This window comes from Pollutimonas subterranea (assembly GCF_002849655.1).
Taxonomy (GTDB): domain Bacteria; phylum Pseudomonadota; class Gammaproteobacteria; order Burkholderiales; family Burkholderiaceae_B; genus Pollutimonas; species Pollutimonas subterranea.
Map to the genome: position 1 here is coordinate 190,535 of NZ_PDNW01000004.1, position 19,343 is coordinate 209,877.

Annotated in this window: 18 protein-coding genes; 13 read left to right on the forward strand and 5 right to left on the reverse strand. The window is 61.0% G+C overall.

Features of this window, described 5'->3' with window-relative positions:
• Nucleotides 1–50 precede the first annotated feature (50 nt).
• Nucleotides 51–920 (reverse strand): LysR family transcriptional regulator, encoded by an 870-nt coding sequence (locus tag CR159_RS06790; RefSeq protein WP_102073247.1) that lies wholly within the window; start codon nt 918–920, stop codon nt 51–53.
• A gap of 47 nt (nt 921–967) precedes the next feature.
• Nucleotides 968–1,810 (reverse strand): IclR family transcriptional regulator, encoded by an 843-nt coding sequence (locus CR159_RS06795; protein WP_102073248.1) that lies wholly within the window; start codon nt 1,808–1,810, stop codon nt 968–970.
• A 111-nt stretch (nt 1,811–1,921) separates the two neighbouring features.
• Between CR159_RS06795 and CR159_RS06800 the strand changes: the two genes are divergently transcribed.
• Genes CR159_RS06800 through CR159_RS06815 form a run of 4 tightly spaced genes read left to right on the forward strand, consistent with a single transcriptional unit; the run spans nt 1,922 to nt 7,122 of the window.
• Nucleotides 1,922–2,890, forward strand: coding sequence for a Bug family tripartite tricarboxylate transporter substrate binding protein (locus CR159_RS06800; protein ID WP_102073249.1), 969 nt, complete (start codon nt 1,922–1,924; stop codon nt 2,888–2,890).
• 43 nt (nt 2,891–2,933) lie between these two features.
• The gene (locus tag CR159_RS06805; RefSeq protein ID WP_304528627.1) at nt 2,934–4,535 is read left to right on the forward strand and encodes a gamma-glutamyltransferase family protein; all 1,602 of its coding nucleotides are present in this window, start codon (nt 2,934–2,936) and stop codon (nt 4,533–4,535) included.
• A 12-nt stretch (nt 4,536–4,547) separates the two neighbouring features.
• A complete protein-coding gene (locus tag CR159_RS06810; protein ID WP_102073251.1) occupies nt 4,548–5,543 on the forward strand; it encodes a Bug family tripartite tricarboxylate transporter substrate binding protein in 996 nt (331 codons plus the stop codon).
• A 31-nt stretch (nt 5,544–5,574) separates the two neighbouring features.
• Nucleotides 5,575–7,122, forward strand: a complete 1,548-nt coding sequence (locus CR159_RS06815) for an acetolactate synthase large subunit (protein WP_102073252.1) — start codon at nt 5,575–5,577, stop codon at nt 7,120–7,122.
• Nucleotides 7,123–7,153: 31 nt separating this feature from the next.
• Here the strand turns inward: CR159_RS06815 and nadE are convergent, their stop codons facing one another.
• Nucleotides 7,154–7,978 (reverse strand): NAD(+) synthase, encoded by an 825-nt coding sequence (nadE, locus tag CR159_RS06820; protein ID WP_102073253.1) that lies wholly within the window; start codon nt 7,976–7,978, stop codon nt 7,154–7,156.
• 127 nt (nt 7,979–8,105) lie between these two features.
• Here nadE and CR159_RS06825 point away from each other — a divergent pair, with 127 nt between their 5' ends.
• Nucleotides 8,106–9,305 (forward strand): MFS transporter, encoded by a 1,200-nt coding sequence (locus CR159_RS06825; protein ID WP_102073366.1) that lies wholly within the window; start codon nt 8,106–8,108, stop codon nt 9,303–9,305.
• Here CR159_RS06825 and CR159_RS06830 read toward each other — a convergent pair.
• On the reverse strand, nt 9,295–10,200 hold the full coding sequence (locus CR159_RS06830) for a LysR family transcriptional regulator (RefSeq protein WP_102073254.1): 906 nt from the start codon (nt 10,198–10,200) through the stop codon (nt 9,295–9,297). The genes CR159_RS06825 and CR159_RS06830 overlap by 11 nt on opposite strands.
• A gap of 130 nt (nt 10,201–10,330) precedes the next feature.
• Here CR159_RS06830 and CR159_RS06835 point away from each other — a divergent pair, with 130 nt between their 5' ends.
• Nucleotides 10,331–11,029, forward strand: a complete 699-nt coding sequence (locus tag CR159_RS06835; protein WP_102073255.1) for a pirin family protein — start codon at nt 10,331–10,333, stop codon at nt 11,027–11,029.
• A gap of 65 nt (nt 11,030–11,094) precedes the next feature.
• Here the strand turns inward: CR159_RS06835 and ilvD are convergent, their stop codons facing one another.
• Nucleotides 11,095–12,780 carry a dihydroxy-acid dehydratase gene (gene ilvD, locus CR159_RS06840; RefSeq protein ID WP_102073256.1) on the reverse strand — a complete coding sequence of 562 codons (1,686 nt, stop codon included), beginning with the start codon at nt 12,778–12,780 and terminating at the stop codon, nt 11,095–11,097.
• A 222-nt stretch (nt 12,781–13,002) separates the two neighbouring features.
• Between ilvD and CR159_RS06845 the strand changes: the two genes are divergently transcribed.
• The 7 genes from CR159_RS06845 (at nt 13,003) to CR159_RS06875 (ending at nt 19,271) form a co-directional block, all read left to right on the forward strand.
• Nucleotides 13,003–13,977 carry a substrate-binding domain-containing protein gene (locus CR159_RS06845; protein WP_233208203.1) on the forward strand — a complete coding sequence of 325 codons (975 nt, stop codon included), beginning with the start codon at nt 13,003–13,005 and terminating at the stop codon, nt 13,975–13,977.
• Nucleotides 13,974–14,762 carry an ABC transporter permease gene (locus CR159_RS06850; protein ID WP_233208204.1) on the forward strand — a complete coding sequence of 263 codons (789 nt, stop codon included), beginning with the start codon at nt 13,974–13,976 and terminating at the stop codon, nt 14,760–14,762. The genes CR159_RS06845 and CR159_RS06850 overlap by 4 nt, the downstream gene beginning before the upstream one ends.
• Nucleotides 14,755–15,480 (forward strand): ATP-binding cassette domain-containing protein, encoded by a 726-nt coding sequence (locus CR159_RS06855; RefSeq protein WP_102073257.1) that lies wholly within the window; start codon nt 14,755–14,757, stop codon nt 15,478–15,480. The genes CR159_RS06850 and CR159_RS06855 overlap by 8 nt, the downstream gene beginning before the upstream one ends.
• Nucleotides 15,477–15,917, forward strand: a complete 441-nt coding sequence (locus CR159_RS06860) for a CopD family copper resistance protein (protein ID WP_102073258.1) — start codon at nt 15,477–15,479, stop codon at nt 15,915–15,917. Before CR159_RS06855 ends, CR159_RS06860 begins: the two co-directional genes overlap by 4 nt.
• A 29-nt stretch (nt 15,918–15,946) precedes the next feature.
• Nucleotides 15,947–18,016 carry a TonB-dependent receptor family protein gene (locus CR159_RS06865; RefSeq protein ID WP_102073259.1) on the forward strand — a complete coding sequence of 690 codons (2,070 nt, stop codon included), beginning with the start codon at nt 15,947–15,949 and terminating at the stop codon, nt 18,014–18,016.
• 72 nt (nt 18,017–18,088) lie between these two features.
• A complete protein-coding gene (locus tag CR159_RS06870; RefSeq protein WP_102073260.1) occupies nt 18,089–18,838 on the forward strand; it encodes an SDR family oxidoreductase in 750 nt (249 codons plus the stop codon).
• A gap of 55 nt (nt 18,839–18,893) precedes the next feature.
• The gene (locus tag CR159_RS06875) at nt 18,894–19,271 is read left to right on the forward strand and encodes a Rieske (2Fe-2S) protein (protein ID WP_102073261.1); all 378 of its coding nucleotides are present in this window, start codon (nt 18,894–18,896) and stop codon (nt 19,269–19,271) included.
• Nucleotides 19,272–19,343 lie beyond the last annotated feature (72 nt).

The following is a 19,343-nucleotide window of genomic DNA, read 5'->3' on the forward strand; positions in this document are numbered from 1 at the left end:
ATCCCAAAAATTCTGCGGTCACAACGCAAAGAAATTGCGGTTCATCAACATCAGGAGAAGACGAGGCGGGCATGCTCCACCAGCGCCTGGGCAAGCGCGATGCGTGGCCCCTGCTTATCCCAGATCATGCCGATACGCCGTATGGGCGTACGTTGCGGCAAGGGGATCTTGACGATTCCGGCCTTGTGGTACCAGATCGAAAAGGAGTCGGGCACAAGTGAAACGCCCACTCCGCGCTCCACCAGCGACACGATAGTAAGCAGGCTGTCGATTTCAATGCGTTGATTGGGGACGATATGGTTGTCTTTCAGGTAGCGATCCACCAGCTTGCCGCTATGCGCCGCACGGTCATAGCGTATGAAGGGCTCGTTAAGCAACAAGTCGTGCGCGTCGCGCCCGGCATAGTCCGGAGGCGCGATGACGATAAGAGGTTCTTCCTGCAAGGTAAGCCATCCACACGTCTTGTTGATGGCAAATGGCGGCTCAATGACAATGGCAATATCCAGCTGCCCTTCGTGGACTTTCCTGCATAGCTCGGCCGACACACCGTAAGCGATGTAAAGGGAAAGCTCGGCATGTGCGCTGCAAAAGCCTTCCAGCACGACTGGCAGATGCGTAGTCAATGCCGAGGGAAACACGCCAACCTTGAACTCGCCGGCAAGGGTTCCCGTGCTGGCCACCGCCTGCAGATCCCTGGCGTTCTGGATAAGCACCTTGGCCCGGTCATAAACGCGCAATCCCGCCTCGGTCGGCTTTACGGTCTGCCCCGAGCGCTGTATCAGGGCGCAGGCCAGCTCCTCTTCCAAGGTGCGAACCCGTGCCGCTACGGCGCCGGGCGTCATATTCAGACGCCGCGCTGCCTCGGCAATCGATTTGTACTCAACGACTTTGACAAAGCTTTCCAGATATTCGGTGTTCATGCTCAAACCTTACGCTGTCCAGGCCCGTGGGCCATGCCTGCTTCCATTCACGACGGGGATAGTTTTCCCACGATCCGGCGCAACTTGCCCGCAATTTCGGTGCGCAGCAACTTTTCGGGCAATACGCTCGCGGGTCCGCCACAGCTCATCACAAAATAGCCTTCACCGGTGATGGTGGAAAAAGGTGCGGCCACGGCATTGATGCCTTGCTGCCAGTCGCCGATGGCATAGCAGCAGCCGTCAGCCTTGAGCTCGGCGCACGCGCGTTCCAGCATGGCGGGCGACACCATATCGCCGCCGGGCCCCTTCAGCAGCGCGGCACGCTCGGCAGCCGGCACGGCGGCCAGATAGGCGCGGCCCATGGCGCTGTCAGGACCCAGGCGGTGACCGACCGGCAGGCGTAAATATAAAGCCGACGAGCCATGGATGGCATCGACATAAGTCATGGCGTGCCCATCAAACGCACCTAATGCAACGGCGCCGCCGGTTTCGTGAGCAAGCTCCTCCATCAACGGGCGCGCCAGTTGGCGCACTTCGAGGCTGGCCAGCAAGCCAAAACCCAGGGCCAGAACGCCATAGCCCGGCGAATACCGGCCTGTGTCGGCGTGATAGCGCAAATACCCTTCCTGAGCCAAGGTATAGACAATCCGGCTAATCGTCGACTTGGGCAGCCCCGTCAACTGCGCCAGCTCCAGATTGCCAAGGGACTTCACGCCGGGCCCAAAGCAACGCATGACGCGCAGTCCGCGCGCCAGGGCCTCGACGAAATCCGATGACGGTTCGGCGCCTTGGACGATCTGGCGCTTGCGCCGCGCAGGGCGAGCGGCTTCCGGACTGTTACCGGAGCCGCCAGCAGGTGGTGACGTGCCCTTCCCGGAAAAAATTTGCATTTCACGTCCAGTACTTTTATAGTGGTTTAAAAATGAAACTGAATTCCATTGTACGGGATTCAGTTTATTCGCTCCACACAAACTCGCCTCCTATAAAAAAAGGAAACAATCATGTTTAAAGCAGGAACACGAATACTCGCGGCGGCCATCCTGGGAACAGTTTTTCAGGTGGCAAGCGCCGCCACGTTTCCCGAACGCCCCATCACAGTCGTCACGCCGTTTCCTGCGGGAGGCGCAACCGACGCACTTACCCGTGTACTGACGGAACACATGGGCCAAACGCTGGGCCAATCCCTTATCGTTGAAAACCGCGCCGGCGCCTCCACCACCATCGGCGCCTCGTATGCGTCACGTGAAAAACCCGACGGCTACACCATCCTGCTGGCCACCAACTCGACATTGGTCACCAACCGCTACCTGTACAAGGCCCTTTCCTACGATCCGGACGCCTTCGCACCGATAGGCATGATCGGTATCGGTCCCATGGTATTGCTCTCCAGCAAGAAACATGACTTCAAAACGGTAGGCGACGCCGTCGAGCGCGCAAAAAAGAATCCAGGCACGCTAAGCATTGCATCGTTCGGGGCTGGTACTTCCTCGCATCTGGCCTCCGAATATTTCCAGCAGCAAGCCGGAATCGAAATACTGCACGTGCCGTTCAAGGGCTCCACCCAGGCCTTGCCGCAGCTGATAGGCGGCGATATCGACCTGTTCTTCGATATGGTCGCCACTGGCATGCCGCAGGTCCAGGCCGAAAAGGTAGACGTGCTGGCCATTACCAGCAAAAAGCGTTTGACTTCCTTGCCGGACCTACCCACCTTGAGCGAGTCGGGCTACCCCGACTTCGAGATGACGGCGTGGTTCACGCTGGTCGCTCCCCAAGGTACGCCCACTGAAGTCACTGCCGTCCTGCGCAAGGCACTGCAATCCGCCTTGCAAGACAAGACCATACGCGAGCGCCTGCTGACCATGGGCATTGAACCCGGCGACGGTTCGGCCGAAGCACTGGCCAAGCAAATACAGACTGAGAAGCCCATCATCAGCGAGCTCGTCAAGCGCGCCGAGATCGTCGCTCAGTAGATTAAATGGGGCATTGCCCCGCACCCTCATTAACACCACGGAGATATCATTGCCTGCCGATCAATACTGGGAGTTCCCTCACCTGAGCCGCCGCATGCCGGTGCTTGCCGCCAATGTCGTCAGCACGACGCAACCCCTGGCGGCCCAGGCTGGCCTGCGCATGCTGCTGGCCGGGGGCAATGCCGTTGACGCTGCGTTGGCAGCGGCCATTACCCTGACTGTCGTCGAACCGGTCATGAACGGCCTGGGTGGCGACGCATTTGCGCTGGTATGGGACAAAGGCGAGCTACATGGGCTTAATGCGTCGGGACGGGCGCCATCAGCCTGGACGCCGGAGTACTTCGCCGGACGCGACGCCATGCCTGACATCGGCTGGGATACCGTCACCGTTCCAGGCCAGGTGGCCGGATGGGTGGAATTATCCAAGCGATTCGGCAAGCTGCCGTTCGCAGACCTGTTCGAGCCCGCCATCGCCTATGCGGCCAACGGCTTTCCGGTGTCGCCCACGATTGCCCGTCAATGGGCCTCGCAGGCGCCCAAGCTTTCGAGCCAACCCGGCTTCTCCGACGCATTTCTGAAAGACGGTATACCGCCCAAGGCCGGCGAGATGTGGCGTTTCCCCGCACAGGCCCGTACGCTGGAACGCATCGCCGCGACCCTGGGCCAGGATTTTTACCAGGGCGAACTCGCCGACAAGATTGCCGCCTTTGCCGCCAAAACCGGTGGCGCGCTGACCGCATCCGACCTGGCGCAGCACACCTGCGAATGGGTGAAGCCCATTTCCATGACGTACCGCGGCGACTACATGCTGCACGAAATTCCGCCCAACGGCCAAGGTATTGCCGCCCTGATGGCGCTGGGCATGCTCGACACCTTCGACCCGCCGCAGGAAAACGATCCCCGCAGCCACTTTCACCTTCCCATCGAGGCGATGAAGGTCGCCTTTGCGGACTTGCATGAGCATGTCTGCGACCCGGTCACAATGGGCGAACTGACGGCTAAAATGCTGGATCCGGCCTATCTACGCCAGCGCGCACGCCTGATCGATCCCGTGCGTGCCTCCACCCCTGTGGCCGGCGTGCCCGACCAAGGCGGTACCGTCTATCTGACGGCTGCCGACAGCAACGGCATGATGGTCTCGTTCATCCAGTCCAACTACCATGGCTTTGGCTCGGGCGTCGTAGTGCCTGATACAGGCATCGCCCTGCATAACCGCGGGCGCGGCTTCTCACTGGTGCCGGGCCATCGCAACCAGGTAGCACCAGGAAAGCGCCCTCTGCACACCATTATTCCCGCATTCATCACCCGTAAAGGCCAGCCTTTCGCCAGCTTTGGCGTCATGGGCGGTAATATGCAGGCACAAGGCCATGTACAGATGATGCAACAGCTCGTGGACCTTCAACGCAACCCACAAGCCGCCGTCGACGCGCCGCGGTTCCGCGTCGAGGCCGGGCCGCGCGTAATGCTGGAGTCCCATGTGCCGGAATCCATAACAAATGCCTTGAAGGCCAGCGGCCACCGCATCGAACCCCAGGGCCCCGACAGCCTGGAGTTCGGGTCCGCACAGGTCATACTGCGACAAGAACATGGCGCTTATATCGCCGCATCCGATCCCCGCAGAGACGGGCAGTCTGTTGGATATTAAGGAGACATCAAAATGAAATCGAATACATCTCTTCGCCGCGGCGTCAAGCGCCTGGCCTATGCGGCAGCGCTGACGCTGGCCACCATCGCCACCGCCCATGCCGCCTATCCGGAACGGCCGGTCACGCTGGTCGTGCCTTACCCTCCAGCCGGCACGACCGATCTCGCGGCGCGCACCATGGCCCAGGCCATGGAAGCCGGCCTCGGGCAAACCATCGTGGTCGAGAATCGCGCCGGCGCCGGAGGCAGCATCGGCATGGGCGTCGTGGCCCGCGCCAAGCCCGACGGCTACACCATAGGAATGGGAACGATCGGTACGCAGACGATCAATCAATTCCTGTACACCGATATGCCCTTCGATCCCGAAAAAGATTTCGTTCCGATCGCGCTGGTCGTCACCACCCCGAATATCATTGCCGTCAATGCGAAATCCGATATCAAGAACCTGGCCGACCTGATCGCCAAAGCCAAGTCGAGCAAGGACGAAAAGCTGACCTACGCAACGCCGGGCATTGGATCGTCAGTCCATCTGACAGGCGCCTACCTCGAGCAAGTGGCCGGAATCGAAATGCTGCACATCCCGTTCAAGGGCGTCTCCGGCTCGTTGCCGGCCTTGATCGGCGGGCAGGTCGACATCCTGCTGGACAATCTGCCCAGCACGCTGGCCCAAGTGCAGGATGGCTCGAAGATACGCGGCATTGCCGTCACGTCGGCTAAGCGCCTGGCATCGGTGCCCGATATCCCGACAGTAGCCGAGTCCGGAATCGCCGACTTCGATGTCACAGCCTGGTTCGCCCTCTATGCACCCAAAGGCACACCCAAGGAAGCGGTGGATAAGCTGATTGCCGCCGCTCAGGGCGCACTGGCATCGTCCGAGCTTCAGGCCAAGTTCATATCCCTGGGTGCGCAGGCCGGCACGCTGGTGGGTGACGAACTGGCTGCCTTCGAAGCCAAGGAACGCGAGCGCTGGAGCAAGCTCATCAAAGACCGCAACATCCAACGACAATAGTTTTGATTTTCACACGTTAAAAGGTTTACCCATGAATGGTGCAGACAGTCTTTGCGACACTTTATTGGCCAATGACGTCGACGTATGCTTTGCCAATCCCGGCACATCCGAGATGCATTTCGTCGCGGCGCTCGACAAGAAACCCCAGATGCGTTGCATCCTGGGTTTGTTTGAAGGGGTCGTAACCGGCGCCGCCGACGGCTATGCGCGCATGGCCGACAAACCGGCGGCAACGCTTCTGCACCTGGGACCGGGCCTTGCCAATGGCCTGGCCAACATCCACAACGCGCGCCGCGCAAACACGCCGATGGTCAACATCGTGGGCGACCACGCCGCGTACCACCTGCAATACGACGCGCCCTTGACCAGCGACATCGAAAGCCTGGCCCGGCCCATGTCAGACTGGGTGCATCGCATCCAGTCCGCCGCCGACGTCTCGCCCGCCGCCGCAGCGGCAATCCAGGCATCACGTAGTGGACCTGGCGGCATCGCCACTCTTATCCTGCCTGCCGATGCGGCATGGACCGAAGCCCCTGCAACCATACAACGCGCCACCGATCCCGAGCTCGCGCCCGTCCAGGACGATGCGTTGCGCGCGGCTGGCGCTGCGCTGCGCAATGGCCGGAAAACAGTCATTCTTCTTTCAGGCAAGGCGCTGCGAGGCGAGGCGCTGGACACCGCCAGCCGCATAGCGGTAAAAACGGGCGCGCGATTGATGGCGCAGCAATCCAACGGCCGGGTTGAACGCGGCGCGGGACGGGTCATGATAGATCGCGTGCCTTTCAGCGTCGACCTGGCCCTCAAGACGTTTGAAGATACCGAGCAACTTATCCTGGTCGGCGCCAAGACCCCGGTCGCTTTTTTTGCCTACCCCGGCAAGCCCGGCGTACTGGTGCCCGCAGCCTGCGACATCATCCCTCTTACCGGACCGGACAACGACGTGGCGCAGGCATTGCAGGCGCTGGCCGAGGCGGTCGGTGCGGACCACACCGTTGCACCGCTTACCTCGCAGCGCACGGCCACCCAATTGCCCAGCGGCGCGCTGAACGCCGCCGCCATCATCCAGGCCATCGGCGTGCTGAGCCCCGAGAACGCCATCATTTGCGACGAGTCGGTCAGTTCGGGGCGCGACTCATTCAAATCCACATTCGGCGCCGCACCACATGACTTCCTTCAGATCACTGGCGGTGCGATCGGCATCGGCATTCCCCTGGCAACCGGAGCCGCGGTCGCCTGTCCGGACCGAAAAGTGATCCTGATGCAAGCCGATGGCAGCGGCATGTATACCTTGCAAGCCTTGTGGACCCAGGCACGCGAACAACTGGACGTCGTAACCATTATCTTCGCCAATCGCAGCTATGCCATCCTGCACAACGAACTCAAGATGGTGGGCGCGGGCGAACCGGGGCGCAATGCACGGCGCATGCTGGATCTGGACAACCCCACCTTCGATTGGGTACATATGGCGAAAGCGTCCGGCGTGGAAGCCGCCAGGGCTACCGATGCCGAATCATTTATCGACGTGCTGCGATCAGCCCTGGCACGCAAGGGCCCCTTCCTGATCGAAGCCGTTATTTAGTACTGCTTAACGCAATTGGGCGGGCGCCCTGTCAGGATGGCGTCCAGCCTTGCGGAAAGACCGGCAGTGCGCGCTTGTGGCCTGAATTGAGATAGGTACGCACTATGGTCTCGTACGCCTGCTCCGAGACCTCCTTGCCCTCGAGAAAATCGTCGATCTCGCCGTAGGTCACGCCGAAGGCATCCTCGTCAGGCTTCAGGGGCGTAAGCGACTCCAGGTCCGCGGTGGGCACTTTGTAAACAAGCGAATCGGGCGCGCCCATTTCATGGGCCAGCGCGCGCACGCGCCGCTTGCTCAAGCCGGTCAACGGTGTAAGGTCTGCGGCGCCGTCGCCAAACTTGGTAAAGAAGCCCATCAAGGCCTCGGCCGCCTGATCGGTGCCCACGACCAGCCCGCCATGCGCCCCGGCTACCGCATACTGCGCGATCATGCGCTGGCGCGCCTTGATATTGCCCAGCAGGAAGTCCTGATGCCGCTCATCGCGAAACGGCACCTCGGCGCTGAGCAGTGCCGTCAGCATGGCGTCGCTGGCGGGCTTGATATTCACGGTGAGAACTTGATCGGGCTTGATCACTTCGAGCGACGCCTGCGCATCGGGTTCATCGCGCTGTTCGCCATAAGGCAGCCGCATGGCAACAAAGCTGGCGGTGTGTCCCCGCTGACGCGCCTGTTCTGCGGCTCGTTGCGCCAGGCAGCCGCCGACCAGGGAATCGACCCCGCCGCTGATACCCAGCACCAGCGCGCGCGAGCCGGTCGCCACCAGGTAGTCGGCCAGGAAGCCGACCCGGCGCTCGACGTCTTGTCGGGCATCAAAGTCATTGCTCACAAAAAGCTCGGCAATAATGTCGCGCTGCATGGCGCGGTGTTCGGGAGTCAACACGATTCTTCCTTTCCGGTTCGTTGGGTCAAACAAAAGGCATGGGGTAAGTGCGCGTGCGCAGAAGGGTATGATACGCCAGGTCATATCAGGATTTATTCACACCATGAGCTCCACGCCTTCGGCGGCTGTCGTACTTGCCGCCACCTTGACCGTACAGTCGCTGGTGGCCATGGCCTTGTTGACGCTACCGGTCGTCGCCCCTTCTGTTGCCGAGTCCCTCGGAATTTCCGCCGCGTACGTCGGCTTGTACATTGCGCTGGCCTATGCGGGCGCAATGATGGCCAGCCTGCTGGCGGGCGGCGCCGTCAGGCGCTTCGGCGCCATCCGTTCCAGCCAGATAGGCCTGCTCTTGTGCGGCGCCGGGGTGACACTATGCACCATCGAATCGCCGGTGGCCATGGCAATCGGCGCAGTAATGGTAGGCATGGGCTACGGGCCGATCACGCCATCGAGTTCGCACCTGCTGGTCAAAAGCACTCCTGCGCATCGCATGTCGCTGGTCTTTTCCATCAAGCAGACCGGCGTGCCGCTGGGCGGCGTACTGGCGGGCGTCATCGTTCCCAGCCTGGCTGAAGCGGCGAGCTGGCAATGGGCATTTCTGGGGGTGGCCGCGGCCAACGTGCTGTGCGCCATTGCCATCCAGCCCTTATGCGCCGCGCTGGATGCCGACAAGGACATCAAGCAACGCATTTCCGTCGGCAATGGCTTGGCCGGACCGCTTAGGCTGGTATTCAGCCAGCGCAGCCTTACCGTGCTGGCTGCAGTTTCCTTCCTTTTTTCCATTGCGCAACTGTCGCTGACGACCTATCTGGTGACCTTCCTGCATGAAGACCTGGGCATGGGGCTGATTGCGGCCGGCTTTATATTGGCGATGGCACAAGCGGCAGGCGTCGCGGGCAGGCTGCTCTGGGGCTACGTGGCCGACCGGTTCCTGGGTCCGTCCAACATGCTGGCCGTACTAGCCATATTGATTGCCCTATGCGGCATTGCCACGGCCCTTCTCCAGTATACGGACTCCATGTTGCTGCTCATTGTGGTGCTGTCCGTCTTCGGCAGCAGCGCAGTCGGCTGGAACGGTGTGTACCTCGCCGAAGTGGCCCGGCAAGCGCCCAAAGGGCAAGCCAGCATGGCAACGGGCGGCACACTGGCCATGACATTCCTGGGCGTTGTGATCGGGCCGCCTTTGTTCGGTCTCGTGGCGGGCAGTTTTGGCAGCTACAGCCTGGCTTATGCAACGCTGATAGTGCCTGCGGGACTTTGCTTGTGGCTGCTGCTGCGCTACCGGTCCGCGTTTATCGCGTAGCCGTGGCGTAAGTCCGGGCGCCCTGCTCCAGCAACTGCGCCAGATGGCGGGCGGCGGGGCCGGACTCGGCGCCATTGCCGAAAGTCCGGAATAAAGACACGCGGCGGATCTGCCCCTCGTTCAGCGGCAAGGGCCAGAGGCTACCCTGTTCCAGCTGCTTTTGTATGACATGGCGCGGCAGCCATGCGAACCCGAGGCCGTCGGTGACCATGGCGGCCGAGGTCTCCATGCTGGTCACCGTCCAGCGTTGCCTGGAGCCCAGCCAACCTTCATCGCGGGGCTGCAGCGTTCCGGAATCGCGCAGCACGATTTGCATCTCGCGCTTCAGGTCATCGGTGCTTAACGGCCTTCCAAGGCGATGCAGATTGTGGCCGGGATGGGCGACCGCGATGAAATCCACATCAAGTAGCAGGTCGCCTAGGTAGCCCGCGGGCACGCGCGTACCGATCAGGACATCGGCTCGCTGTTCAAGCAAGGCTTCGTCAGCGCCCGACAATACCACTTCACCAAGCTGTATCCGGGTCTGGCCGACTTCCTGTGTGAATTGGTTCAAGGCCTGCAGCAACAGGGACGTGGGAAAGGCCACGTCGACCACCACGCGCAATTCGGCCTCCCACCCCTGTTCCATGCGGCTTGCAAGTTGTTCCAGCTTGCGGGCATCGGCCAACAGTTCGCTTGCTTGGCTGAGCAGGGCTTTGCCGTTGTCGGTGAGGCGCGCCTTGCGCCCTTCAATGACCAGAAGGTCGACACCAAGCTGGGCCTGCAGGCGCGCCGCCATGTAGCTGATGGAAGACTGGCTTCGATGCAGGGCTTCCGCTGCCTGGGCGTACCCGCCATGTTCGACGATGGCCTGCAATACGCGCCATTGTTCAAGTGTGGTTTTGAGCGTGTGCATGATGGGTCCTCGCCCATTAAACATCTATTTAATAGATATATATAACGCATATTTTGCGCTATTTTATCTAAAAAACAAACCATAAAATAAAGACATCGGAGCAAGTCTCCTTATTTATCTGGAGCAAACCATGCTGGAAATTCGTAAAGCAGCCGACCGCGGCCATGCCCAACACGGATGGCTGAACAGCCATCATACTTTTTCATTTGCCGAGTATTACGATCAGCAGCAGATGGGGTGGAGCCACCTGCGCGTCATTAACGACGATACCGTCCAGGCCGGCGAAGGCTTTGGCACACACGGCCATCGCGACATGGAGATCATTTCGTATGTGCTGGAAGGCGCGCTCGAGCATAAAGACTCGATGGGATCGGGGTCGGTAATACGGCCGGGAGACGTGCAGATCATGAGCGCAGGTACCGGCGTGCGTCACAGCGAGTTCAACCATTCGCGGGCTGAGCCGGTCCACTTCCTGCAAATATGGATAGTCCCCAAGTTTTCAGGCATAAAGCCCAATTATCAGGAGAAGCGCTACGACGACGCACAGAAGCGGGGAAACTTGTGCCTGGTGGCGTCCCCCGACGGCGCCAACGGTTCACTGATCGTCGCGCAAGATGCCAAAATGTTCGCGGGGTTGCTGGACGGGGCCGAACGCATTGAACATGCGTTGGCATCGGGACGCCATGCCTATTTGCATGTCGCCCGCGGTGCGCTGACACTGAACGGCGTGGCACTTGCAGCGGGCGACGGCGTAAAGATCGCCGACGAAACCTCGCTTACGCTGGCCGACGGCAACAACGCCGAAGTGCTGTTGTTCGACCTGGTCTAGCTGACTTGGTCTAGCAGACTTGGCTTAACCAACCTGGCCTGCAGGCCAGGTCGAAAAGACCCGGTTTAGAACTTGTCCAGGACCGCGCCCGTGCTGGCCGTAGATGCGTTGAAGGCGAATTTCGCCTGCACCCCGCGCGTGTAGCGAGGCGCGGGCGCCTTCCATTTGGCCAGGCGCGCCGCAATTTCGTCTTCCGGCACGTTCAGTTGCAGCAGCTGCTGATGGGCATCGATGGTAATGGAATCGTCTTCCTCCACGATGGCGATATGGCCGCCTACCGCTGCCTCGGGCGCTACGTGGCCGACGACCATGCCCCATGTTCCGCCTGAAAATCGGCCGTCGGTGATCAAGCCGACCGAATCGCCAAGGCCTGCGCCAATGAGCGCACCGGTAGGAGCCAGCATTTCGGGCATGCCCGGACCGCCTTTGGGGCCCAGGTAACGCAGCACCATGACGTCGCCCGCTTTCACCTTGCCGTCGAGGATGGCTTTCAATGCCGACTGTTCGTCATCGAAAACACGTGCCGGGCCGGTGATGACCGGATTCTTCAGGCCGGTAATCTTGGCCACTGCGCCTTCTGGCGACAAGTTGCCCTTGAGAATAGCCAAATGGCCTTCCTTGTACAGCGCCTTGTCGATCGGGAAGATGACCTTTTGGTCCGCACCGGGAGTGCCGGGAATGTCCTTGAGTATTTCCGCGATGGTTTCGCCGGTAATGGTGATGCAATCGCCATTAATCAGCCCGGCATCGAGCAGAATCTTCATGACTTGCGGAACGCCGCCAGCCTTATGGAAATCGACAGCGAGGAAGTGGCCGCTGGGTTTCAGGTCGCAAATGACCGGCACACGCCGGCGTACGCGTTCGAAGTCGTCGATGGTCCACTCGACACCGGCAGCGTGTGCAATGGCAAGGATATGCAATACCGCATTGGTGGATCCGCCGGTGGCCATGATGACGCTGACGGCATTCTCAATGGACTTGCGCGTAACGATATCGCGCGGCTTGAGGTCTTGCTTAACGGCGTTCAACAACACGCGGGCGGAATCGGCGGCGGAATCGGTTTTTTCGTCGTGGACGTTGGCCATGGTCGACGAGTACGGAAGGCTCATGCCCAAGGCCTCAAAGGCCGAGCTCATGGTGTTGGCGGTATACATTCCGCCACAGGAACCCGGTCCGGGAATGGCGTGCAGTTCGATCTGCTTGAGTTCATGGTCGCTCATGCGGCCCGCAGCGTTCTCGCCCACGGCCTCGAACACGCTGACGATATTCAAGTCTTTACCGTTCAAGCGGCCCGGAAGAATGGTGCCGCCATACACATAGATGGCCGGCACGTTGGCGCGCAGCATACCCATCATGCCGCCCGGCATATTCTTGTCGCAGCCGCCGATGACGACCACGCCGTCCATCCATTGTCCCTGCACACAGGTTTCAACGCAGTCAGCGATGACTTCGCGCGAGACCAGCGAGTATTTCATACCCTCGGTTCCCATGGCCATTCCGTCGGAAATGGTAGGCGTACCAAATACCTGCGCGTTGCCGCCGGCGGTCTCGATGGCTTCTATCGCCGCATCGGCCAGCTTCTGCAATCCGCTATTGCAGGGGGTAATCGTGCTGTAGCCGTTGGCCACGCCTATCATGGGTTTATTGAAGTCTTCTTCTTTGTAACCCAGTGCGTAGTACATGGAGCGGTTCGGGGCCCGTGCAGCGCCCTGAGTGATATTTGCAGACCGCAAAGGTTTGGTTGTGCTCATTTCTTTCCTTTCTGAATTGGAACCGTGCACGGCGTAACGTGAATCGAAACGAAGAGTTTACCTCCTAAGTCAGCCAGCGTCGCCATGCGCGCACACGGGGTGCGCATAGCAACGCATGAAAACTTGATATGGATTAAGGATGGCCACCGTTTCTTGTGAGAAGATTCTCAACTGGTAATCATTCTCATTCATATTATGTTTAATGTAGGTAAGTACGCAGTCATGTCAGCGAAAGCCCTGACGTCGATTGTGTTCTGCGTGGCTGCCGCCACGCTGCCGGCACACGCCGCCCCATACGAAAAGCTCACTTTGGCGGGTCCCACCGCCGTCGTCACCTTCCCGCTCCTGCACATGGTTGAAACACAGGCACTCAGTCAATACACCGACAAGCTCGAGTTCCGCCTGTGGCAAAGCCCCGACCAACTAAGGGTGCTACTGGCCAAAAAAGATATCGATTTCAGCGCGGCACCCAGCAACCTCCCCGCCCTCATGGCCAATCGCGGGGATCCCGTGCGGCTGCTGAACATATCGGTCTGGGGCATACTGTGGCTGGTCAGCCGCGACCCCACCGTCCAGAACTTTTCCGATCTGGCGGGTAAAGAACTGCTGGTTCCCTTCCAGCGCGACCTTCCCGCCGTACTGCTCGACACCCTGCTTGATGCCCAGTCTTTCGCGCCGGACCAGGCGCCAAGCCTGCGCCGTACGCGCGACTCCCAGGACGCCATTGCGCTGATGCTCACGGGCCAAGGTCAGCATGTGCTCCTGGTCGAACCCACGGCCTCGCTGCTGCTATCGCGCAACGAACAGCAAGGCGGCACGCCCTTGTATCGGGTTCAAAGCCTGGAAGCCGCATGGAAAAAAAGCTTTCCTGCCGAGGCCGAGCTGCCGCAGGCCGGCATCATGGTGAATTCACACTTGGCGGGCGACCTGGGCCTTAGCCGCGCGGTCGAACAGGCCTATGCCCACTCCGCCGCATGGTGCTCCGGCAATGCACTGGAATGCGCCAAGCTGGTTCATCGCCATATCCCCCACTTGCCGGTTCCAGCCATTGAAAGCGCCATCAAGGTCACCCGCCTGGACAGCCGGCCCGCCAATAGCATCCGTCCGCAGCTAGAAGCCCTGTATCAAATGCTGGGCAAGCAAAATCCGCAAGCCATCGGAGGTCGTCTGCCCGACGCAGGCTTCTACGGACCGTGATTCTTTCCAATCTACGTAAACCGGAACGCACCTCCCGGGGCTGGTCCGCGCTTGGCGTCCTGTTGATACTCGCGGGCTGGCAGATCTCCGCCCAATACCTGGGACCTTTGCTCATGGCCACGCCGGCCCAGGCGTTGCGTGCCCTGGGCGTGTTGGTCAACAGCACGACGTTCTGGCAGAACGCCAACGCCAGCCTTACGCGCATCGCGCTAGGGGTCGGCACGGGGTGCGCCATCGGCTTCGCCTTCGGCGTGTTGGCCGGCCACAACGCCAAACTGCGCGGACTGCTCGAGCCCCTGCGCTGGCTACTCATGGCCATGCCGCCCGTGGTCGTCGTGGTGCTTGCCATGCTGTGGTTCGGCCTGGGTTCCTCCATGGTCATCTTCATCACGGTCCTCATGATGGCACCGGGCATGTACGTGAACACCGTCAAGGGCATGCAATTGGTCGACCGCTCTCTCGTCGAAATGACACACGTATACCGCTATGGCGCATGGATGCGGCTGCGGCACTTGTATCTGCCCGCGCTGGCCGCGCCCCTGACTGCTGCCCTGCTTATTGCCACTTGCGGCGGCGTACGCCTGGTCGTCATGGCCGAAGTCCTGGGTGCGGAAAGCGGAGCCGGCTTCGCGCTGGCTAATGCCCGCAGCACGTTCGACAGCGGCGAACTCTACGCATGGGTCATTCTTATCCTCGGGCTGGTCGCCGCGCTGGAATTCCTGCTGCTGCAGCCTTTGCAACGGCGTCTCACACAATGGCAAGAGCCGCGGAAAGAACATGCTTGAGCTCAAACAGGTAACACTCAGCTTCGGAAGAACGAAAATCCTGGACGCCATCGACTTTCGCCTGGAACCAGGCGCGCGCGTGGGCGTGCTGGGGTCCAGCGGAGCAGGAAAAAGCACGCTGCTGAAGCTTGCCGCCGGGCTGTTGAAACCGAACAGTGGGCACTGCCTGAACAGCTATCGTCACCCACTGCTCGTCTTCCAGGAGCCACGCCTGCTGCCATGGCGCAGTATTCAGGACAACATCGAAATTCCACTGCGGGCCTCCGGTGTTCCTAAGAACGAAGCCCGCTTGCGCGCGACGCATTGGCTGGAGCGCGTCGATCTGCCGGATGCCGGCAAAGCTTGGCCCGGCGAGCTCTCCGGCGGCATGGCACAGCGCGCCGCGCTGGCACGCGCCTTTGCCTTGCAGCCTGACCTCCTATTGCTGGATGAGCCCTTCAGCGCGCTCGACCCTGCCCTGCGTGCCGCCCTGAGCCGGCTGTGCACCGAGTGTGTGAAGGACACCGGCGCGGCCCTGCTTTGCATCAGCCACCACCCCCATGAGCTCGTCGAAATGGTCGACCGCTGCGTACTCATCGAGGGAGGCCAGCTCCAGTCGTTCGACTTCGAAAATTCCACAAACGGCCGGTCCCGCGAGGCGGCCGCCCACATCCTGCACCAGACGCTGCTGCGGCACGAAACGCCAGGGCCGGACCAAACCAAAAGGACAGTCGCGTGAGCTACTCGGTACTCTTAACCATCCATCTGTTTGCGGCCATCATGTTCGTTGGCACGGTGTTCTTCGAAGTGCTGATCCTCGAAAATATCCGCAAGCATGTACCGCGCGAAACGATGCGCACCCTGGAAATCGCCATCGGTACACGCGCCCGTGCCCTGATGCCCTGGGTACTGCTTGTGCTGTACAGCGCCGGCATCGGCATGGCCTGGCACCATCGCGCCGCACTGGCTCATCCCTTCGACAGCAGCTTCGGCTTGTTGCTGACCGTGAAGATCGCCCTGACCCTTAGCGTGTTCGGCCACTTCATCACCGCCATGACCCTGCGCCGCAAGGGCAAGCTGCGCACCATCCATTTCCAGCGCATTCACCTCAGCGTCTTCTGTCATATGGTCGGCATCGTATTGCTGGCCAAAGCCATGTTCTACCTGCACTGGTAACTCATACCCCCTAAAAACGAGAAAACACTATGCCTGCTAACCCGATGTTTCCGCGCCTTGCACTCAGCGCAGCCTTGTTCGCACTTTGGCTACCCGCCGCCCATGCCGAACAAGTCACCACCCTGGCGCCGGTCGTGGTCTCCGGCCAGACCGACGCCTCGCCCCTGGAGCCCAGCGTAAAGAAAGAACAAGCCAGGCTCGCGCGCGTGGCGGGCGGCACCAACCTGATCGAACCCCAGAAAGAAGTGCGCCTGGTCACGTTGCGCGATGCGCTGGACTACCAGCCCGGCATCGTTGTCCAGGACTTCTTCGGCGGCATCGACCAGCCTCGCCTGAACATCCGCGGCTCAGGAGTGCAAAGCAATCCGGTAAACCGCGGGGTGCTGCTCATGCAGGACGGCCTGCCCCTGAATGAAGCCGACGGGTCGTTTGTCATCGGCCTGCTCGAGCCTCGCAACGCGCGCCTGATCAGTGTGCTTCGCGGCGCCAATGCCCTGTCGGCGAGCGCGACCACGCTGGGTGGCGAAATGGATTTCCAGTCCTTCACCGGTACGCAGAATGACGTTCTCAGCGTAGAGGGCGGCAGTTTTGGGCGCCTGGGCCTGCACGGCGCCAAGGGATTCCAGGGAGACCAGCTGGACGGGCGCCTGAGCATCAGCCATGACAAGGCAGAAGGCTACCGCCACCATTCCGACTCCGAAAGGACCAGCATCCAGGGAAATGTCGGCGTACGCGGCGATAATTTCGAGAACCGTACCTACCTCTCGTACACCGATCTGGACTTCGATATCCCCACCGTCGTACCCAAGGACCGCGTGTATCAGGATCCGCGCCAGGTCATGGGCGATCGCCCCGGCGACGCCCCCAACGTCTACAACACCGACCCTCACCGCAAGACAGAACAGATACGCCTGGCCAACCGTACCTACTGGGGAACCGAAGACTTCAACCAAACCCTGGGCGTCTATTGGCAAAACACTGACGATACCTTTACGGAACCCTCGGGCTCTACCCGCACGGACAGCAACACTTACGGCGCCCAATGGCAGCTGGGCGGCAAATGGAACACCGTGGACTACCGCATGGCCCTGGACTGGGCCCGCAGCGATATGGACCGCGATTTGTACAACATGAATCCCATGTCCGGCGCCCGGGTTCCGGGCTCGACACGAAACTATGACCTGCAGGCTGAAAACCGCAGCGCACTGGTCGGACTGCAATGGCATGTCGCGCCGCAATGGAGCGTGGTGGGCGACCTGAAATATACGCAGGCGGTGCGCGACGCGAAGAACAAGGCGGGCGGCCAAAGCCTGGACCAGGACTGGTCCTATGCGAGCCCCAAGCTGGGTGTGATCTGGAAACCCAGCGATACCCTGCGCCTGTTCGCCAATGTCAGCCGCAGCAACGAGGCGCCCACCTATTGGGAGATCATCGGCAGCAGCGGCATGAACAAGCTTGACCTGCAAAGGGCCATTACCTACGAAATCGGCGCCGATGGCCAGCTTGATGATGGCGCCTATGCGACAAACTGGTCCTTGACCCTGTACCGCAGCGACGTCAAGGACGAACTGATGAGCTTCACGGACGGCTCGGGTTATGGGCCCAGCACCACCATCAACTATACCGATCGCACCCGCCATCAAGGCATTGAGGCCGGCTTGAACGGCTCGCTGCCCGCCCCCGGTGCCGGCGCTTTTGATTACCGCCTGGCATATACCTTCAGCGACTTCCGCTTCCGCGGCGGCAACTTCAACGGCAATCAGATCGCCGGTGTACCACGCCATCTCATCAGCGCCGAGCTCATGTACCGCATCGGTGGCCTGCGTTTCGGGCCCAACCTGCGCTGGATGCCAACCGAGACCCAGACCAACCATTTGAACCTGGAAGGCACACAGCAAGACTCCTACGCCCTGCTCGGCTTCAAGGTCGCTTACGAACACGACAAGCACTGGAGCGCATGGCTGGCCGGCGACAACCTGACCGACAGGCAATACGCCAGCAGCTTCGTCATCCGGGCCACGCCACCCTCGGCAAACGCACCCGGCTACCTGCCTGGCAATGGGCGCAGCGTCAGCGCGGGGCTGACCTACAAATTCTAGGCCGGCAACGGTGGTGCCAAATCGGCGGCATTACCGCATAATGTCCCCGGAAACAGTCAACCGGGAGACATCATGGCGCCACCTAACAACACCGTACTCATTACCGGCGCAAGCCGTGGCATAGGCGCGGCAACCGCCATCGCGGCCGCGCGTAACGGCTTCGATGTGGCGGTCAACTACGTCAAGGACGAAGCCGCTGCGCAAGGCGTCGTAGAAGCCATCCAGCAACAGGGCCGGCGAGCCGTCGCCATACAGGGCGATGTCGGCATCCCCCACGACATACCCCGCCTGTTTCAATTGGCCGAAGAAGCGCTGGGCCCCTTGACGGCGCTGGTCAACAATACGGGCATCACGGGGCCTATCGGCCCCTTTTCAAACACCACCGACGCCACGATAGAACACGTATTCCAGGTCAATGTGTTCGGCACCATACAGTGTTCGCGCGCGGCACTGGCCAGCTTCGCCCGGCACGGCACAAAGGGTGTCATTGTCAACGTCTCGTCGGTCGCCGCCCGCAGCGGCAGTCCCGGCGAATACATCCACTACGCGGCCAGCAAGGCGGCCGTCGAAACCTTTACCTTGGGCCTGGCACGCGAGGTGGCCGTCAGCGGAATCCGTGTCTGCGGCGTGGCGCCAGGCTCAACGCTTACCGAAATCCATGCGGCTGCCGGCGAACCCGGCCGACCCGAACGCATTGCACCCAGGATCCCCATGGGGCGGCTCGCGAAGCCCGAAGAGGTGGCTGAAACCGTGGTGTGGCTGCTCTCGCCGGCCGCGTCGTATATAACCGGCACGGTGGTGCAATGCGCGGGAGGCCTGTAAGCCGACAGAATTGCACTATATTGTTGGGCATGTCCACATCTTTGCTTGCCCCGCCATGAGCTCACCCGCCGTAGAAGTCTGCCCTTCAATCGAACTCCGTGATGGAGACCTCGCCCGGAAACTACCCGTCACACACAACAACGAAGCCGGCACCGCTTTCTTTGTCCGCTATAAGGGGCAGGTACACGGCTACCTGAACCGCTGCCCTCACATGGGTTCGGAGCTGGATTGGGAGGGCAGCATATTCACCCGTGCGGGGGACCAACTGATGTGCGCGCGTCACGGCGCCACGTTTACGCCCGACACCGGCGTATGCACGGGCGGCCCCTGCAAGCCCAGCAAGCTGCTCGAATTGAAGACGTCCGAAGAGCAACGCGACGGCCGGCAGACCGTACTCTGGTGGCCAGAAGGAAAGACCATTCCCGGAAACTGATCGGGGCAACCATTGCGCGGCATGTAATGCCCCGGCCATAACGATAGCAACAGGAGACTTAGTGAAACAGAC

Coding starts and splice junctions, on each gene's coding strand:
- CR159_RS06790 (WP_102073247.1), bottom strand. CDS start 920: ATGAACACCGAATATCTGGAAAGCTTTGTCAAAGTCGTTGAGTACAAA.
- CR159_RS06795 (WP_102073248.1), bottom strand. CDS start 1,810: ATGCAAATTTTTTCCGGGAAGGGCACGTCACCACCTGCTGGCGGCTCC.
- CR159_RS06800 (WP_102073249.1), top strand. CDS start 1,922: ATGTTTAAAGCAGGAACACGAATACTCGCGGCGGCCATCCTGGGAACA.
- CR159_RS06810 (WP_102073251.1), top strand. CDS start 4,548: ATGAAATCGAATACATCTCTTCGCCGCGGCGTCAAGCGCCTGGCCTAT.
- CR159_RS06815 (WP_102073252.1), top strand. CDS start 5,575: ATGAATGGTGCAGACAGTCTTTGCGACACTTTATTGGCCAATGACGTC.
- nadE (WP_102073253.1), bottom strand. CDS start 7,978: ATGCAGCGCGACATTATTGCCGAGCTTTTTGTGAGCAATGACTTTGAT.
- CR159_RS06825 (WP_102073366.1), top strand. CDS start 8,106: ATGAGCTCCACGCCTTCGGCGGCTGTCGTACTTGCCGCCACCTTGACC.
- CR159_RS06830 (WP_102073254.1), bottom strand. CDS start 10,200: ATGCACACGCTCAAAACCACACTTGAACAATGGCGCGTATTGCAGGCC.
- CR159_RS06835 (WP_102073255.1), top strand. CDS start 10,331: ATGCTGGAAATTCGTAAAGCAGCCGACCGCGGCCATGCCCAACACGGA.
- ilvD (WP_102073256.1), bottom strand. CDS start 12,780: ATGAGCACAACCAAACCTTTGCGGTCTGCAAATATCACTCAGGGCGCT.
- CR159_RS06845 (WP_233208203.1), top strand. CDS start 13,003: ATGTCAGCGAAAGCCCTGACGTCGATTGTGTTCTGCGTGGCTGCCGCC.
- CR159_RS06855 (WP_102073257.1), top strand. CDS start 14,755: ATGCTTGAGCTCAAACAGGTAACACTCAGCTTCGGAAGAACGAAAATC.
- CR159_RS06865 (WP_102073259.1), top strand. CDS start 15,947: ATGCCTGCTAACCCGATGTTTCCGCGCCTTGCACTCAGCGCAGCCTTG.
- CR159_RS06870 (WP_102073260.1), top strand. CDS start 18,089: ATGGCGCCACCTAACAACACCGTACTCATTACCGGCGCAAGCCGTGGC.
- CR159_RS06875 (WP_102073261.1), top strand. CDS start 18,894: ATGAGCTCACCCGCCGTAGAAGTCTGCCCTTCAATCGAACTCCGTGAT.